Origin of the sequence: Methylocystis sp. B8 (assembly GCF_005771425.1) — a bacterium.
In the GTDB taxonomy this organism is placed as follows: domain Bacteria; phylum Pseudomonadota; class Alphaproteobacteria; order Rhizobiales; family Beijerinckiaceae; genus Methylocystis.
In genome coordinates this window covers 142,622-158,991 of the sequence record NZ_VBTZ01000004.1, presented here as the reverse complement: position 1 = coordinate 158,991, position 16,370 = coordinate 142,622, and the positions used below count along the sequence as shown (strand labels likewise).

At 63.3% G+C, this 16,370-nt stretch carries 18 protein-coding genes and 1 riboswitch; of the genes, 15 read left to right on the top strand and 3 right to left on the bottom strand.

Annotated features, from left to right (window positions below):
* Nucleotides 1-2: 2 nt before the first annotated feature.
* The 4 genes from FEV16_RS09435 (at nucleotide 3) to FEV16_RS09425 (ending at nucleotide 3,748) form a co-directional block, all read left to right on the top strand.
* Nucleotides 3-731, top strand: coding sequence for a TlyA family RNA methyltransferase (locus FEV16_RS09435; RefSeq protein WP_210234873.1), 729 nt, complete (start codon nucleotides 3-5; stop codon nucleotides 729-731).
* The gene (locus tag FEV16_RS09430) at nucleotides 728-1,996 is read left to right on the top strand and encodes a methyltransferase (RefSeq protein WP_138167368.1); all 1,269 of its coding nucleotides are present in this window, start codon (nucleotides 728-730) and stop codon (nucleotides 1,994-1,996) included. The genes FEV16_RS09435 and FEV16_RS09430 overlap by 4 nt, the downstream gene beginning before the upstream one ends.
* Before the next feature lie 142 nt (nucleotides 1,997-2,138).
* Complete coding sequence (locus FEV16_RS16900) at nucleotides 2,139-2,288, top strand: hypothetical protein (protein ID WP_171015181.1); 150 nt, start codon at nucleotides 2,139-2,141, stop codon at nucleotides 2,286-2,288.
* 35 nt (nucleotides 2,289-2,323) lie between these two features.
* Nucleotides 2,324-3,748 carry an FAD-binding oxidoreductase gene (locus FEV16_RS09425; protein WP_138167367.1) on the top strand — a complete coding sequence of 475 codons (1,425 nt, stop codon included), beginning with the start codon at nucleotides 2,324-2,326 and terminating at the stop codon, nucleotides 3,746-3,748.
* On the opposite strand, the gene FEV16_RS09420 is transcribed toward FEV16_RS09425, so the two are convergent.
* Both FEV16_RS09420 and FEV16_RS09415 read right to left on the bottom strand, forming a co-directional pair.
* Nucleotides 3,745-4,029 carry a hypothetical protein gene (locus FEV16_RS09420; RefSeq protein ID WP_138167366.1) on the bottom strand — a complete coding sequence of 95 codons (285 nt, stop codon included), beginning with the start codon at nucleotides 4,027-4,029 and terminating at the stop codon, nucleotides 3,745-3,747. The genes FEV16_RS09425 and FEV16_RS09420 overlap by 4 nt on opposite strands.
* Before the next feature lies 1 nt (nucleotide 4,030).
* Nucleotides 4,031-4,468, bottom strand: coding sequence for an RT0821/Lpp0805 family surface protein (locus FEV16_RS09415; protein WP_246657251.1), 438 nt, complete (start codon nucleotides 4,466-4,468; stop codon nucleotides 4,031-4,033).
* Nucleotides 4,469-4,581: 113 nt separating this feature from the next.
* Here FEV16_RS09415 and pdxH point away from each other — a divergent pair, with 113 nt between their 5' ends.
* The 4 genes from pdxH (at nucleotide 4,582) to FEV16_RS09395 (ending at nucleotide 7,323) form a co-directional block, all read left to right on the top strand.
* Nucleotides 4,582-5,196, top strand: coding sequence for a pyridoxamine 5'-phosphate oxidase (gene pdxH / locus FEV16_RS09410; RefSeq protein WP_138167365.1), 615 nt, complete (start codon nucleotides 4,582-4,584; stop codon nucleotides 5,194-5,196).
* On the top strand, nucleotides 5,193-5,759 hold the full coding sequence (locus FEV16_RS09405; protein ID WP_138167364.1) for a TIGR02301 family protein: 567 nt from the start codon (nucleotides 5,193-5,195) through the stop codon (nucleotides 5,757-5,759). The genes pdxH and FEV16_RS09405 overlap by 4 nt, the downstream gene beginning before the upstream one ends.
* Nucleotides 5,760-5,832: 73 nt before the next feature.
* Nucleotides 5,833-6,087 carry a hypothetical protein gene (locus FEV16_RS09400; RefSeq protein WP_138167363.1) on the top strand — a complete coding sequence of 85 codons (255 nt, stop codon included), beginning with the start codon at nucleotides 5,833-5,835 and terminating at the stop codon, nucleotides 6,085-6,087.
* A gap of 141 nt (nucleotides 6,088-6,228) precedes the next feature.
* A complete protein-coding gene (locus tag FEV16_RS09395; RefSeq protein WP_138167362.1) occupies nucleotides 6,229-7,323 on the top strand; it encodes a histidine phosphatase family protein in 1,095 nt (364 codons plus the stop codon).
* Nucleotides 7,324-7,349: 26 nt separating this feature from the next.
* On the opposite strand, the gene FEV16_RS09390 is transcribed toward FEV16_RS09395, so the two are convergent.
* A complete protein-coding gene (locus FEV16_RS09390) occupies nucleotides 7,350-8,456 on the bottom strand; it encodes a cupin domain-containing protein (RefSeq protein WP_138167361.1) in 1,107 nt (368 codons plus the stop codon).
* 249 nt (nucleotides 8,457-8,705) lie between these two features.
* On the opposite strand from FEV16_RS09390, the gene FEV16_RS09385 reads away from it, so the two are divergent.
* The 7 genes from FEV16_RS09385 (at nucleotide 8,706) to gcvPB (ending at nucleotide 16,367) form a co-directional block, all read left to right on the top strand.
* Nucleotides 8,706-10,037 carry an Nramp family divalent metal transporter gene (locus tag FEV16_RS09385; protein ID WP_138167360.1) on the top strand — a complete coding sequence of 444 codons (1,332 nt, stop codon included), beginning with the start codon at nucleotides 8,706-8,708 and terminating at the stop codon, nucleotides 10,035-10,037.
* Nucleotides 10,038-10,124: 87 nt separating this feature from the next.
* Nucleotides 10,125-11,168 carry a CoA ester lyase gene (locus tag FEV16_RS09380; RefSeq protein WP_138167359.1) on the top strand — a complete coding sequence of 348 codons (1,044 nt, stop codon included), beginning with the start codon at nucleotides 10,125-10,127 and terminating at the stop codon, nucleotides 11,166-11,168.
* 90 nt (nucleotides 11,169-11,258) lie between these two features.
* Nucleotides 11,259-11,591 (top strand): heat shock protein HspQ, encoded by a 333-nt coding sequence (gene hspQ, locus FEV16_RS09375; RefSeq protein ID WP_138167358.1) that lies wholly within the window; start codon nucleotides 11,259-11,261, stop codon nucleotides 11,589-11,591.
* Between the two features lie 105 nt (nucleotides 11,592-11,696).
* A riboswitch (glycine riboswitch) is annotated at nucleotides 11,697-11,786 on the top strand.
* A gap of 156 nt (nucleotides 11,787-11,942) precedes the next feature.
* Nucleotides 11,943-13,097: a glycine cleavage system aminomethyltransferase GcvT gene (gcvT, locus tag FEV16_RS09370; RefSeq protein ID WP_138167357.1), complete on the top strand. Its 1,155-nt coding sequence runs from the start codon at nucleotides 11,943-11,945 to the stop codon at nucleotides 13,095-13,097.
* Nucleotides 13,094-13,468, top strand: a complete 375-nt coding sequence (gene gcvH, locus FEV16_RS09365; protein WP_138167356.1) for a glycine cleavage system protein GcvH — start codon at nucleotides 13,094-13,096, stop codon at nucleotides 13,466-13,468. Before gcvT ends, gcvH begins: the two co-directional genes overlap by 4 nt.
* A gap of 17 nt (nucleotides 13,469-13,485) precedes the next feature.
* Nucleotides 13,486-14,826 (top strand): aminomethyl-transferring glycine dehydrogenase subunit GcvPA, encoded by a 1,341-nt coding sequence (gene gcvPA, locus FEV16_RS09360; protein WP_138167468.1) that lies wholly within the window; start codon nucleotides 13,486-13,488, stop codon nucleotides 14,824-14,826.
* Nucleotides 14,826-16,367, top strand: coding sequence for an aminomethyl-transferring glycine dehydrogenase subunit GcvPB (gene gcvPB, locus FEV16_RS09355; RefSeq protein WP_138167355.1), 1,542 nt, complete (start codon nucleotides 14,826-14,828; stop codon nucleotides 16,365-16,367). Before gcvPA ends, gcvPB begins: the two co-directional genes overlap by 1 nt.
* The last annotated feature ends 3 nt before the right edge of the window (nucleotides 16,368-16,370 follow it).

The window sequence follows — 16,370 nt, the reverse complement described above, 5'->3', positions numbered from 1 at the left end:
CGATGGCGGCGACCCGCGCCGATACGACGCTGCACGCACGAGGGCTTTTCGAGAGCCGCGCCAAGGCGCGCGAGGCGATCGAAGCCGGCCTTGTGAGCGTCGACGGCCGCATCGTTAGAAAGCCCTCGGAGCCGATCGATGCCGACGCAAATATCGTCGCACGCGCGGCATATCTTTGGGTCTCGCGCGGCGGCGTGAAGCTTGCGCATGCGCTCGATCGTTTCGGCGTCGCTCCTGAAGGACGCTACTGCCTGGACGTTGGCGCCTCGACAGGCGGCTTCACCGATGTTCTGCTGACACGCGGTGTGCGCCATGTCGTCGCCGTCGACGTCGGTCACGGACAATTGCATGAAAGACTGCTGGCAGATCGACGCGTGACATTGCTTGAAGGGCAGGATGCGCGCGCGCTCACTGCCGCGCATCTTACTGAGCCGCCGAGCCTGATCGTGATCGATGCGAGCTTCATTTCGCTTAGCGTCCTGCTGCCGCGGGTGCTTTCGCTCGCCGGGCCGCGCGCCGATCTCATCGCGCTGATCAAGCCGCAGTTCGAAGCCGGCCGCCGGGCGGTGAAGAAAGGCATCGTGCGCGACGAGAAGATTCACGCGCAGGTCTGCGCCCGCGTAAGAGAGGAAGTCGAAGCTCTCGGCTGGCGCGTTCGCGGCGTCATACCCTCGCCGATCGAAGGCGGCGACGGCAATCGCGAATTCCTGATTCACGCCGCGCGATCATGAGCGTTGAGCGCTTGCATATCGAACGGCTCGGCAATCGCGGCGAAGGTGTCGCGGTGCTTGGCGGGAAGCGCCTCTTCATTCCATACGCGCTTCCCGGCGAAACCGTCATCGCGCAGATCGATGGCGACCATGCGCAAGTCGTCGATATCGTCGAAGCGTCGCCGCAGCGCATTGCGCCAATTTGTCCGCACTTTGAGGACTGCGGCGGCTGCGCCGTGCAGGCGCTTCGCACCGACGCCTATGCGGCATGCAAGCGCGGCCTCGTCGAAACGGCCCTCTTGAATGCGGGACTTCAGTGTGACGTGGCGCCGCTTGTCGACGCGCATGGCGGCGGCCGGCGCCGTGTCACCTTCCACGCGCGATTTGAGTCGGGAAAGACGCGCGTCGGCTTCATGGCAGCGCGCTCGCATCGAATTGTTGAGATTGACGCCTGTCCCTTGCTGGCGCCGGAACTTGCCCGCGCGCTCCCCGCTGCGCGCGCCATTGCCGCCGCTCTCGCAACGCGCGGCAAGCCGCTCGATATCGCCGTCACGGCGACGCTCAGCGGCCTGGACGTAGAGCTGGGCGGCGCCGGGCCGCTCGATGAACCCGAAATCGCCGCGCTGATCGCCGCGGCTGACGCGCATGATCTCGCGCGCTTGACCAATCATGGCAGGCTCGTCGCGCTGCGCCGCGCCACGCAGATCAAAATCGGCGAGGCGACGGTCACGCTTCCGCCCGGCGCCTTTCTGCAGGCGACGCAGGCCGGCGAAGATGAAATCGCGGCGCGCGTCCTGAAAGCGACCGAGAAGGCGCAAAGCGTCGCCGATCTTTTCTGCGGCGTTGGGGCCTTCGCCCTTCGGCTGGCGCAGCGCGCCAAGATCAAGGCCTATGATTCGGACGCCGCCGCCGTCGAGGCGCTGAGCGCCGCCACGCAGGCGACTCAAGGTCTGCGCACGCTCGAAGGGAGCGAACGCGATCTCTTCGCACGACCCTTGAGCGCCAGCGAACTCAACAGCTTCGACGCAGTCGTCTTCGATCCGCCGCGCGCCGGCGCCGCCGCTCAGACGGGTGAAATCACGCGGTCAGAGGTCCCGATCGTCGTCGCCGTTTCCTGCCATGCACAAAGTTTCGCCCGCGACGCCGCAATTTTGCTCAAAGGCGGGTACGTCATCCGCGAGATTACGCCTCTCGACCAATTCCGCTACGCGGCCCACGTCGAGATCGTGGCGGTTTTTGAGAAGGAGAGCGGACGCAAATCCGCAAAACGGCGTCTGCTCGGATGAAATTATTGGCGCCTGCGTAATGATTCTGTGCCGAGAATGTCACAGGAGGGTCAAGAAACGACGGCTCCCCGCTCAATGGAGTTGCCGGATCGCCCAAATCAGGCATAGGATTTGCGAGTGGTCCAGCGTAGCCGGAAGTCGAATGATTTCCGTGATCTGGAAGGAGAACGTCATGATGAATGCGCTTATCGCCGCAACATTGTGCAGTGTCGTCCTCGCGAGCGCGCCAGTCGCCATGCGCGCTCATGTCTACGCCCGCTGCAAAGATAATCGCCGCCGTCGTTATCGCTGAGGACAGCGCGATAAAAAGGGCGCATCTTACTGACTGTGACAGCCAATCGGTCTGACGCGCCTCTTCTGCTTTCTCGTCTCGCGGCCATTGTCGGCGAGACGGCCGTCGTAACCGATGCGACGGCGATGTCCCCCTATCTGGGGGAGCCCCGCGACCTCTACCATGGCCGCGCGCTCTGCGTTCTAAAGCCAAGAAGCGCGCGCGACGTCGCAGAAGTTCTCGCCATTTGCAATGAAACCGGGACGCCCGTCATCCCTCAAGGCGGCAACACCGGACTTGTCGGCGGGCAGACCCCCGATCCCAGCGGTTCGTCGATCATCCTTTCGCTGGAAAGGCTCAATCAAATTCGCGCCGTCGACGCGACCGCCGACGCGATGACCGTCGAGGCCGGCGTGACGCTGGCGCAGGCGCAGGAAGCGGCGCTGAGCGCTGACCGCTATTTCCCGCTTTCGCTGGCGTCGGAAGGGACCTGCACCATCGGGGGCAATCTCGCGACGAACGCCGGCGGCGTCCATGTCCTCGCCTATGGGTCGATGCGCGACCTTGTGCTGGGCGTCGAAGTCGCGCTCGCCGATGGGCGGCTGCTCTCGGCGCTCGGCGCGCTGCGCAAGGACAATACCGGCTACGATCTGACGCGGCTCTTCGTTGGCTCCGAGGGGACGCTCGGCGTCATCACCGCCGCGACGCTGAAGCTTTTTCCGCGCCCGAGGTCGCACGCTGTCGCTTTTCTCGGCCTGCGCGATCCGGCCCAGGCGCTGAGACTGCTCAACTTCGTCAAGGGACGCGCGGGCCCGATGCTCAACGCCTTCGAGGTCGCGTCTCGAGTGGGGCTGGAGCTCGTCCTGCGTCACATTTCCGGAACGCGCGACCCTTTGGCGCAGCCCCACGACTGGTATGCGCTTATCGAACTGGCTGGCTTCGCGGATGGCGAAGCCGAGCGCGTGGCGGCCGAAACTCTGGCCGTCGCTCTCGACGCCGGCCTGGCGCAAGACGCGACGCTCGCCCAATCGCTGGACCAGGCGCAGGCGTTGTGGAAGCTGCGCGAGAGCATGTCGGAGGCGCAAAAGCGCGAGGGCGGCTCGATCAAACACGACGTCGCCGTGCCGGTGAACGAAATTCCGCATTTCATCGAGGAAGCGGGACGACGGCTCGCCGCCGCTTTCCCTCAGGCGCGGCCTGTCCCCTTCGGCCATATGGGCGACGGCAACATCCATTATAACGTCTCGCAGCCCATTGGCGCAGATAAGGCGGAGTTCCTCGCGCATTGGGCCGAGGTCAACGCCATCGTGCATGGCGTCGTGCGCGAATTGGACGGCTCGATTTCCGCGGAACATGGAATCGGCCGGTTGAAACGTGACCTCTTGCGCCAGACGAAAGATCCCGTCGCGCTCGACGCCATGCGGGCCATCAAGTCGGCGCTCGACCCGAACGGCATCCTCAACCCGGGCGTGTTGCTTTAGTTTCGTCCTCGCGGACAGACGACCTTCACCGTCATGCCTTCTCGATAGAGGAAATATTCGTTGCAGGATTGGCCGTTGACGTCGACCGGCCGCTTGCCGACGTCGACGGAGCGCAGGAAATCCGTAAGAGACGTATAGCCCTTGTCGTCCCAATCCATTTCCGCCCAGGCGTAGCCCTGCCGCCAAGCCGTGATCGCGCGCATGGCGATAAAGAACGCCGGAACGGCAAGGATCACAGCGATCGTCGTTACGACGAGTCGTCTGCCGAAGGGCGCTGACATCTCACCCCTTCTTTATCGGCTTCACGTCGGTGAGCGCCCATTCGGCGGTTTTTTCGCGGCAGGCTGCGCCCTGAAGACTTTCCTGAGTTTCGTTCACGGCGATGTCGGCATGGAAGGCGCGGCAGATTCTGCCCTCCAGCGGATAGGGCGCGCCGACCGGCGTGAAGGACCCCTTGGCCCCCGTCTGCGGATTGTCCCAATTGACGCTCGCGCCGCTGCCTTGCGGATCAAGCGCGGTGCTCATGGCGGCGATCGCGCGGCGAATGTCTTCCGCATCGAGCGCGCGCGACAGTTTCGGCGGAGATTTCGGAATCGCCCCCGTAACATCGGACGCTGTGCGCTCGCTATTCCACATCCGGGACGGCTCAGACGCCATGGGGACGGCGATCGAACATCCGGCAAGGCAGCCGGCGGCCGCCATCGAGACGATTAAGTTCACGCCGCGCGGAATTTGAGCAAAGACGCAAGCGGCGTTATGTCTGACGCACTGGGATCGCAACAGGCCACCTTTGAGGCGCCGACCTTTGACTCGGCTTGAGAAAGGATATTCGCTTGAACGCGTTAACGCCGAGTGACTTTGTCGAAGCCGCGGAGCCTTTCGCGCTGTTCGGGCAATGGTTCGAGGAAGCGAAACTCAAGGAGCCGAACGACCCCGAGGCGATGGTCCTGGCGACGGCCGACGCCAATTGCCTGCCTGACGCGCGTATGGTGCTCCTGAAAGGTTGGACGCCCGAGGGCTTCGTCTTTTACACCAACGCCGAGAGCGCCAAGGGACGTCAACTCGAGGCCAATATGCAGGCGGCGGGACTCTTTCACTGGAAGTCGCTTCGTCGTCAAGTGCGTCTGCGCGGGCCCGTGGCCGCAGTCAGCGACGTCGAAGCCGATGAGTATTTCGCCAGCCGGCCGCGTGATTCCCGCATCGGCGCCTGGGCGAGCCAGCAATCTCGTCCGCTGGAGAGCCGCTTCGCGCTCGAAAAATCGGTCGCCGTCTTTGCAGCCAAATATGCCGTGGGCGCCATTCCCCGGCCGCCCTATTGGCGCGGCTTTCGAATTGAGCCGATCGCAATGGAATTCTGGTCGGATCGTCCGTTCCGGCTTCACGACCGCGTCCGCTTTTACCGGGGGAGGCCCGGCGAAGATTGGCGAAAGGAGCGGCTCTACCCATGATGGCGCAATCAAAGCGCGCGACAGCGGCGCTCGCAGCGGCTACAGCCTTGGCGCTCTTTTCGGCCGACGCCGCCGCGCAGGACCCCTTCGATTTTCTCTTCGGCGGCGGAGGATACTACCCGCACCGTGCGCGGCGCGCGCCCGAGTGGCAGCGTGCGCCGGCTCGAAAAAAGCAGAGCGCTCAGCCGGAAAAGCCGGCGAATCAGGCTTCGCCCGGCTCTGGGGGTCCTTCCGCGCCCGGCGCGCCCGAAGGGCCGCCGCCCCCCTACGAGCCGCAAATCACGCGGCTTTCGGAGGTTCTGGGGGCGCTCTCCTTTTTGCGCGACCTCTGCGGCGCGGGGGATGGCGACGAATGGCGCGGCAAAATGGCCGCGCTGCTCGACGCCGACGCGCCTCGCGGCTCGCGTCGCGAAAAGCTCATGGCCTCATTCAACCGGGGTTTTCGCGGCTATGAGCTGACCTATCGCTCCTGTACGCCGAACGCACAGACCGCGATCACCCGCTATCTGGCGGAGGCCTCAAGGCTGACCCGCGACATCACCTATCGTTACGGAAATCCTTAAAAGACGAGGTTCGAATTAACCTTCCGGCGAGCGTCGCCTCGCGCAGCGCGGGCGGCTTCTTTAAAGTGGCCCCATGAACCAATTTGACGTCGCCGCGCTTTGCGACTCGGGCGCAGAACAACAGCGTGCCGCCCTCGCCTATGTCACCGAGGCCTTCGCTGAGGCCATTCTCGCCGGGATCGAAGGCGATTCCTTTGCGCATGCCGCGCTTTCGGCGGCCTTGCGCGAATTGGTGGCGACCTATGGCGAGGAGGCCGTCGCCGCCTTCGCGGAAGGCTTGCCTGCGAGACTGCGGAGCGGCGAGTTCACCACCGGCCTAAGACATTAGCGCGGCGCCCGCGGTTATTCGCCGCGGGGCCACGAAAGCAGGACTGACTTTTGCACGTCGACGCCTTAGAACGCCCGGCGCCGCTCACGTAGGCGAGAGGCGGTTTGCACAGCGGCCCCTGCGCCTTAAATCCGAAACGATATGTCCCGCACGCTTCTGTGTCTCGTACGCCATGGCGAAACCAACTGGAATATCGAAAGGCGCTTTCAGGGCCAATTCGACATTGCGCTGAATGCGCGCGGCCGCGCCCAGGCGGCCGCCTTAGCAAAAGAGCTCGCCGGCGCGCATTTCGACCGGGTCTATTCAAGCGATCTCCGCCGTGCGCTCGCCACTGCGACGCCGATCGCCAGCGCGCGGGCGATCGATGTCGCCAAGACGCCGGCCTTGCGCGAGAAGGACGACGGCGTCTGGCAAGGACACACGCACGCCGAAGTGCAGGCGACCCATGCCGACATTTATCCGAATTATCTGACGCGCAAACCGGATTTCGCCGCGCCGCAAGGCGAGACGCTCGAACATTTCGCCGAGCGGGTGCGCAAGGCCTTGACCCAGATCGCCAAGGAGAGCGTGGGCAAGACCGTGCTCGTCGTCGCGCATGCCGGCGTGCTCGATATCGCCTGGCGCCTCGCGGCCGGCAAGAAGCTCGACGAAAGGCGCGAACATCCGGTCATGAACGCCACGCCGAATTGGATCGCCTATGAGGACGGGAAATGGTCGCTCGTCGATTGGGCGACGCCGGAAGGGCGCGCCGAAGTCGCCGCGCCATGGGACGGCCGCACGCTCCCTCGGCGCGAAGCCGCCCGCGCGCTGATCGTCGATCAGGACAATGACGTCCTGCTGATGCGCTACGCCGGCGGTCTGACGCCGCACTTTCTTGCGCTCGGACATCATCACTTTTGGGCCACGCCCGGCGGCGCGGTCATGGAAGGCGAAAGCTTCGAATCGGCGCTGCGCCGAGAGGTTTATGAGGAGACGGGGCTTACCGTTCTCGATCCAGGTCCGGTCGTCGCGACGCGCGAATTTCCGATGGAAATGGGCGACGACTGGCATCAGGCCGTCGAGCGCTACTATCTCATTCGAACCGAACGCTTCGCGCCCGAGCCTCGCGACCTGACTCGGGAGGAAAAGATTCACGTGCTCGGCTGGCGCTGGTGGAGCGCCGACGAGATCGCCTTCTCCCACGATCTCATTTTCCCCGAAGGGCTCGAGGCGCTGCTGCGCAAAGTCAGCGTGTAGAGAGGCTCGCCGGCGAGCCTCTCTCGCTACTTCGTCATGAAGACGTCACTGCGCGGGAATTTCTCGAACACCGACGGGTCCTGGCCGAAATTCGTCGCGAGAATGTCGGTCGGATTGCCGGCGATCCATTGCGAGAGATCGATCGTCTGATAATGCGCGTTGTTGAAGACGATAAGCACGCGCACGGTGTCGGTTCCCACATTTTCGAGCGAATGGCCGAAGCCCTGCGGAATATAGCCGACGTCGCCCTTCGACAGAGTCTCCTGGCGCCAGCGCCCCTTTGACCCAAAGAGCGTGACGCTCAGCTGGCCGCTCAATACATACTGCCATTCCGAAGCGTTCGGATGCCAATGCAGCTCGCGAAGCGCGCCCGGCTCCATTTCGAGAACGACGCCCGTCATCGTTGTCGAAATCGGGAACTGAGACCCATCGACCCGCCATTCGATTCCGCCGGGGAATGTCTCGAAGGGTTTCTGCGACAGAAGGCTGTATTTATGAGTGAGCGGCGGCGGCTTCCAACCCTGCAACGGGCGCGCCGGAACTTCGGGCGGAATATTGCCTCTCGCGAAATAGACCTCCTGCTTGGGGAAACTATCGAAGGTCGACGCCGGCACGCCGAAATTCTTCGCGAGCAGCTCTTTGGGCGCGTGGCCGATCCAGTCGCTGATGCTGAACGTGCCGAATTCGGAGAAGTAGCCATTATCGAAGACGAGAACGAAATGGCACATGTCCGTTCCCAACGTCTCGATGACATGGCCGTGGCCGCGCGGGAAATACCAAAGATCGCCAGGCTCGAAATCATTGGTCTCCGAGCGCCCCGCAGGGTCGATGACGGTCGTGCGCACGCGGCCTTCGGTGACGAAGCCCCATTCCGCCGCCGTCGCATGCCAATGAAGCTCGCGCATGACGCCCTGCTCCATGCGCATCGAGACGCCCGCGATATCCTTCGAGATTGGGAGCTGCGCGACGGTCGCTTCCTTGCCATAGCTCGCGCCGTCGACGCGTCCTTGAGATTTTTCGAGTTCGAATTTGAACGTCGGGAGTTCTTTGCCCGAGGTCACAGGATCTGGAACGTTATTGAAGAAGCTCGGATGTCCGCCTTCCGAGCTGATCGGGATCGTCAATTGGAACATCGCAAGCTCCGTTGTTTAACTTTGGATCAAAAAAAGATCGCGCGCCTATGCGACAAAGCAATTGGCGCGATTGCATAGCGACGGCCGAGCTTGGACAATATTGCCGCGTGCGGCAAGCTGTCTTGGGCGCCATCCATCTCTGGCCGCGCATGAAATTTTAACTGCGCGATTTACATGCGTGACAAAGGAACGCCGTAAGGCGAAAACTTCTTCTCGAGCAATCCATGTCCGGCCGTCGCCGGCGACGCCATGGAGACAAATGTGACGCCAGCGACGACCGCCGAAACTCCTGTTCCGCAGCGCGGCGACATGCGCCGATCGGTGCATGTTCCTGAAGGCGGCGCGTTTCTTCGGCGTCTTTTCGTTTTTCTGGGTCCCGGCTATCTCGTCGCCACCGGCTATATGGACCCCGGCAATTGGGCGACGGCACTCGCTGGAGGCTCTAAGTTCGGCACGGCCCTGCTGTTCGTCGCCGTGCTGTCGAGCCTGATGGCGATCGTGCTGCAATCGCTTGCGGCGCGGCTCGGCGTCGGCGCGGAACTGGACCTCGCTCAGGCCTGCCGGAAGCACTATTCCTTTCCGGCCGCCGTCGGGCTCTGGCTCCTTGCAGAAGTCGGCATCTTCGCGACAGACCTCGCCGAAGTGATCGGCACCGCCATCGGCCTGCAATTGCTGTTTGGCCTGCCGCTCGCGATCGGCATTCTCATTACGGTGCTCGACACTTTTCTGGTGCTCGCGCTGGAGCGCGTCGGCTTCCGTAAGATCGAGCTCTTCGTCATCGCGATGCTCGGGCTCATCACCTTCTCCTTCACTGCGCAACTCATCATGGCGCGCCCCGATTTCGCTGAGGTCGCGGCAGGACTCATTCCAACGCGCCGTTTTTTCACCGATCCCGAGATGCTTTACATCGGTCTGGGCATTCTCGGCGCGACGGTGATGCCGCATAATCTTTTTCTGCACTCTTTCGTCGTCCAGACGCGCGCCGTCGCCGAACCTCTCGAAAAGAAGCGCGAGGCGATTCGCTTCGCAGTGATCGACAGCACGCTGGCGCTGCTTCTCGCTCTGCTCGTCAACGGCGCCATACTCGTTCTCGCGGCGGCGGTCTTTCACGCAACCGGCCATACGGAAGTCGCGGAGCTTGGCGAGGCCTACAGGCTGATCGCGCCGCTGCTCGGACAGCCCATAGCCGCGACGCTTTTCGCCGTGGCGCTGATCGCCTGCGGCCTCAATTCCACGGTGACCGCCACCCTCACCGGCCAGATCGTGATGGAAGGGTTCGTGCGGCTGCGGATGAAGCCCGCGACGCGACGCCTCATTACCCGTTGCATCGCCATCGCGCCGGCGATCGGCGTAACGCTTTACGCCGGCGAATCCGCGACGGCGCAGCTGCTTGTTCTGAGCCAGGTGGCGCTGAGCGTGACTCTGCCTTTCGCCGTTGTGCCGCTCGTCGCCTTCACGGCGCAGCGCAGCGTCATGGGCGAGCTTGTCGCGCCCCGCCGAACGACCGCGCTCGCCGCGATCATCGCGACCGCGATCATCGTGCTCAACGTGAAGCTTCTCTGGGACGCGGTCGCCGGCTGAACGCCTCTAGGCCGTGACAGATCGCGCCATTGCCAAGCCAACGCATCTGGCTTAACTCGACGCAGCTTTCGCCGGAGTTGCGACCGAATGAAACTTCCCAATCAATTCTACCGTCCGCTCGCCATCGGCGCTCCCACGCCTCTGCGCGAACCGCCCGTCAAGGTCGAGCGGATGATTCATTTCGTGCCGCCGCATCTCGAAAAATTTCGCGCCAAGGTTCCTGAGATCGTCAAACAACTCGACGTCGTACTCGGCAATCTCGAAGACGCGATTCCGGCCGACGCCAAGGAAGCGGCCCGCGCCGGCTTCATCGAAATGGCTAAATCGACTGACTTCGGCTCGACGGGCCTGTGGACGCGCATGAATGCGCTCAACAGCCCCTGGGCGCTCGACGATATGATCGAAATCGTCGGCGCGGTCGGAAACAAGCTCGACGTCGTCATGCTGCCCAAGGTCGAGGGTCCCTGGGACATCGCCTATCTCGACCAACTCCTGGCGCAGCTCGAAGCGCGGCACGGCGTCAAGAAGCCGATCCTCATTCACGCAATTCTGGAGACGGCGGAAGGCGTGAAGAATGTCGACGCCATCGCTTCCGCTTCGCCGCGCATGCATGGCATTTCGCTCGGGCCGGCCGATCTCGCCGCCTCTCGCGCGATGAAGACCACAAGAGTCGGCGGCGGCCATCCGGACTATAAAGTGATCGCCGACGCCGAGCCCGGCCAGGGCCTGCGCGCCTCCTATCAGCAAGACCTCTGGCATTATACGATCGCCAAGATGGTCGACGCTTGCGCCTCCGCCGGCATCAAGGCCTTCTACGGTCCCTTCGGCGACTTCTCCGACGCGCCCGCTTGCGAGGCGCAGTTTCGCAACGCCTTTCTGCTCGGCTGCGCTGGCGCTTGGTCGCTGCACCCTTCTCAGATCGCCATCGCGAAGAAAGTCTTCTCGCCCGATCCGCAGGAAGTGGCCTTCGCCAAGCGGGTGCTCGAAGCGATGCCGGACGGCACCGGCGCCGTCATGATCGACGGCCGGATGCAGGACGACGCCACATGGAAACAATGTAAGGTCGTCGTCGACCTCGCCAAACAGGTCGCCGCCAAAGACGCCGACTTTGCCAGAATCTACGGCTTCTAAGCCTGCTTGCGGCGGCGCGCCGCAATTGACGGCCGCGCGGCGCCTGCGCTAGTAAAAGACAAGTAAACAGCGTGTTAGGGGCGCTTTCGAATGGCGCGGGAGAACATCGCCAAATTCGCTATCGGCCAAGTGGTCAAGCATCGCCGCTATCCGTTTCGCGGCGTGATCTACGACGTTGATCCCGTCTTCGCCAACACCGAGGAATGGTGGCTTTCGATTCCGGAAGAACTGCGTCCGCGTAAGGACCAGCCTTTCTATCATCTCTTCGCCGAGAACGCCGAAACCGAATATGTCGCCTATGTGTCGGAGCAAAACCTGCTGCCCGACGACAGCAACAGGCCGGTTCGTCATCCGCAGGTCGACGAGACCTTCGAGCGAGATGACGACGGCGTCTATCGCATGCGGGCGCCTAAGCGCCATTGAGCGCGCGTTGCAAACGGACTAAGCGCTACAGGCCAGTTGCGAGAAAAACGCGCAACCCTTGGGATTGACGATTGCGCGAATCGCCCACATTTTGATGGCAGGTCGAACTTCATCGCGGGAGAGACCGGCGCTTGCGCCGGCGCCGAAGGCGAAACCGCCCCGGAAACGCTCAGGCCAAAGGACCGCGACGAGGCACTAACTCTGGAAAGCGGCGAAGCGCGTAAGCGTTTCGCCCACCGAAGGGCGTAACCTGACGCTTCGGCGCAGGGAAATCTCTCAGGTCACCGGACAGAGGGGGCGCGCTGCAAAGTTCGGCTTTGCTGCGCCTTCCATGTCTACCGGAGTTGATAGTTGACCCAACTCGACGTCGCAACCGCTGCGCCTCACGCGCTCGCCAAACTTCCGCTCGATGCTCTGCATCGACGGCTTGGCGCGCGCATGGCGTCTTTCGCCGGCTACGACATGCCGCTGCAATACGAGGCGGGCATTGTCGCCGAGACGCTGCATACGCGGCGTTGTGCAAGCCTGTTCGACGTTTCGCATATGGGTCAGGCGATCCTCGCCGGCGCCGGCGTGGCGCGGGCGCTCGAAAGCCTCGCGCCGGCGGACTTGATCTCGCTCCCACGGGAACGCACGCGATATACGCAGCTCCTCAACGAGAACGGCGGCATTCTCGACGATCTTCTCGTGACGCGACTGCCGGGCGTTGAAGAGCGGCTGCTGCTCGTCGTCAACGCCGCGCGCAAGCAAACCGATTTCGCGCTCATCCGGGAGACTTTGCGGCCATTCGATTTCAATCCTTTAGACCGCGCGCTGCTCGCCCTCCAGGGCCCTCGCGCGGCTGCGGTCCTCGGCGCCCTCCTCCCCGGCGCCGAGGACCTTGCTTTCATGAGCTGGCGCGCCTTCGACTTTGGCGGCGCGCCGCTTTTCGTGTCCCGCAGCGGCTATACTGGCGAAGACGGGTTCGAGCTGTCGCTGCGCGCCGAACATGCGGAAGACCTTGCGCGCCTCCTGCTGTCGCATGAGGACGTCGCCCCGGCGGGCCTTGGCGCGCGCGACGCCCTGCGTCTCGAGGCGGGCCTGCCGCTCTATGGCCACGACCTCGATGAAACGATCGATCCTGTCGAAGCGGGACTCGGCTGGTCGATCGGCAAGCGCCGCCGACTCGAAGGCGGATTTCCCGGCTTCGAGCGCATTCGGCTGGCATTCGAACAGGGTCCTTCGCGCATGCGTGTTGGGCTTCTTCCGCAGACGAAGGCGCCGCTGCGCGAAGGCGCGCAGCTCTATGCACCCGACAATGAAACTGTGGGTCATGTGACGTCAGGCGGCTTTTCCCCGACACTGCAGCGTCCGATCGCAATGGGCTATGTCGCCAGCAATCACGCCAACGTCGGCGCGACTCTATCGGCGACGCTACGCGACAAACCCATCGAGGTCGACGTCGCGGCCCTGCCCTTCGTCACGCATCGCTACTTCAAAACGCCGGTTGGAAAGGACGCGAGATGAGCGATCTCCGCTACTCCAAGGATCATGAATATGTCGCCCTCGATGGCGACGTCGCGACGCTGGGCATATCGGATTTTGCGCAGTCGCAGCTCGGCGACATCGTCTTCATCGAATTGCCCGAAGTTGGCAAGCAAGTCGCGAAGGGCAAGGAAATCGCCGTGATCGAAAGCGTGAAGGCCGCGAGCGAAGTCTATTCGCCGGTCAGCGGCGAAGTCGTCGAAGTCAATCCGGAGCTCGGCGAAACGCCGGCGCTCGTCAACGACGATCCGCTCGGACGCGGTTGGCTGGTCAAACTGCGGGTCAGCGATCCTGGCGAATGCGCTTCGCTGATGGACGACGCCGCCTATTCAAGCTTCCTGAAGACGCTTTAAGCGCAAGGAAAAGAATGATGCGCTATCATCCGCTGTCAGAGGCCGACCGAAGCGCGATGCTCGCGACGATCGGCGTTCCCTCGGTCGAAGCGCTCTACGCCGACGCGCCGGCCGAGACGCTGTTAAAGGCGCCGCTCGATCTGCCGAAAGGCAAGTCTGAGCTCGACGTCGAGCGTTTCTTCGCGAAGCTTGCCGAACGTAATGTTCCCGCGTCGCGCGCGCCCTTCTTCGTCGGCGCCGGCGCCTATAAGCACCACATTCCCGCAAGCGTCGATCATCTCATTCAACGCTCGGAGTTCTTGACGAGCTACACGCCCTATCAGCCTGAAATCTCGCAAGGCACGCTGCAATATCTCTTCGAGTTCCAGACCCAGGTCGCTCTGCTGACAGGCATGGAAGTCGCCAACGCCTCCATGTATGACGGGTCGACCGCGACTGCCGAAGCCGTGCTCATGGCGCATCGGATCACGAAGCGACGCAAGGCGCTGCTCTCGGGCGGGCTGCATCCGCATTACGCCGAAATCATCCGAACCATCTCGCGCCTCGCCGAAGACGAAGTCGAGACGATGGCGCCTGACATTCGCGCCGTCGAAGATCTCATCGCGCGAATTGACGACACCCTCTCTTGCGTCGTCGTGCAGACGCCAGACGTCTTCGGCAATTTGCGCGATCTAACGAAGATTGCTGAAACCTGCCACAGGAACGGCGCGCTTCTTGTCGCCGTCTTCACTGAAGCCGTGTCGCTCGGTCTCCTCAAATCGCCGGGCGCGATGGGCGCCGACATCGTCGTCGGCGAAGGCCAGTCGATCGGCAATGCGCTCAATTTCGGCGGGCCTTATGTGGGGCTCTTCGCTACGCGGCATGAATTCCTGCGGCAGACGCCAGGCCGACTCGCCGGCGAAAGCGTCGACGCCGATGGCAGACGCTCTTATGTGCTGACGCTTTCGACGCGCGAACAGCATATAAGGCGCGACAAGGCGACTTCGAATATCTGCACCAATTCCGGCCTATGCGCGCTCGCCTTCACCATTCACCTGACCTTGCTTGGCGAAGCAGGATTGACGCGGCTCGCGCGCGTCAATCATGCCAATGCGGTTTTGCTCGCGCAGATGCTTGCTGACGTTCCAAAAGTCGAGGTTCTCAACGAGACCTTCTTCAACGAGTTTACGCTTCGCTTCGCGGGCGACGCCGCCGTGCTCGTCGAAAAAATGGCGGCGCGCGGGGTTCTTGCCGGCGTTCCCGTCTCCCGGCTTTTGCCGCGCGCCGGCCTCGACGATCTCCTCATCGTCGCCAGCACCGAAGTCAACACGGATGAAGATCGCGACGCGTTTGTCTCGGTGCTGAAGGAGTCGCTTTGATGCTCGACAGACCCGCAGCCGTCGAACCGCTCGACGCCGACAGAACGCCCGCGACCTTCACCGGCAATCGCGGACTCGATCAGGAAGAACCGCTGATCTTCGAGATCGGCCGGACTGACGCGACCGGCGTCGACATCGAAGATCCGGCGCCGTTCGCGACGCGGCTCGGCGCGCTCGAGCGCACTGCCTCGATCGGTCTTCCAGGACTCACCGAACCGGAGACGATGCGCCATTATGTGCGGCTGTCGCGCAAGAATTATTCGATCGACGCCGGGCTCTATCCGCTCGGCTCCTGCACGATGAAGCATAATCCGCGCAGCAATGAGAAGATCGCGCGCTATGAAGGCTTCGCCGATCTTCATCCGCTGCAGCCGCAATCGACCGCTCATGGCGCGCTGGAGCTGATGCAGGCTCTCGCCGACTGGCTGATGACGCTCACCAATATGCAGGCGGTGGCGCTGTCGCCAAAGGCGGGAGCGCATGGCGAGCTCTGCGGCATGATGGCGATCAAATCCGCGATCGCGGCCAAGGGCGAAAGCGCAACGCGCAATGTCGTGCTCATTCCGCAGTCCGCGCATGGCACCAATCCAGCGACGGCGGCGCTGCTTGGATTTTCGGTGCGCGTCGTACCCGCGGCGCCCGATGGAACGGTGCGCGCGCAGGCCGTGAGGGACGCGCTCGGCCCCGACGTCGCGGCGATCATGCTGACGAACCCCAACACCTGCGGGCTGTTCGAACGCGAGATCGTCGACATCGCCGACGCGATCCACGAGGCGGGCGGCTATTTCTATTGCGACGGCGCCAATTTCAACGCCATCGCCGGCGTCGCGCGGCCGGGCGATTTCGGCATCGACGCCATGCACATAAATTTGCACAAGACGTTCTCGACGCCGCATGGCGGCGGCGGTCCAGGCGCCGGACCGGTCGTCCTGTCAGAACGCCTCGCGCCCTTCGCGCCCGTGCCGTTCATTCGACGTAATGGCGACTCGTTGGAGCTTGTTGAGAACGCTGAGGGGACGGAGAGCTTCGGCCGACTGACCGCCTTCCATGGTCAGATGGGCATGTTCGTAAGGGCGCTCGCCTATATGCTCGCGCATGGCGCCGACGGGCTTGCGCAGGCCTCGAAAGACGCTGTGCTCGCGGCGAATTATGTCCGCGCGTCTTTGCGCGATGTGATGACTCAGCCTTTCAGCGACCGCATCTGCATGCATGAAGTGCTGTTCGACGACGCCTGGCTGCGCGGAACCGGCGTGACGACGCTCGACTTCGCCAAGGCGATGATCGACGAGGGCTATCACCCGATGACGATTTATTTCCCGCTGGTCGCGCATGGCGCCATGCTCATTGAGCCGACGGAATCGGAATCGAAGGCTTCCCTCGATCTCTTCATCGCGACGCTGCGCGATCTTGCGCAAAGCGCCAAAGCCGGCGAAGTCGCGCGCTTTACCCCGGCGCCGCGTCTTGCGCCGCGCAGACGCGTCGATGAAGCGCTCGCGGCGAGAAAGCCGGTGCTGCGTTGGACCGCGAGCGCCGCCGCCTGACCG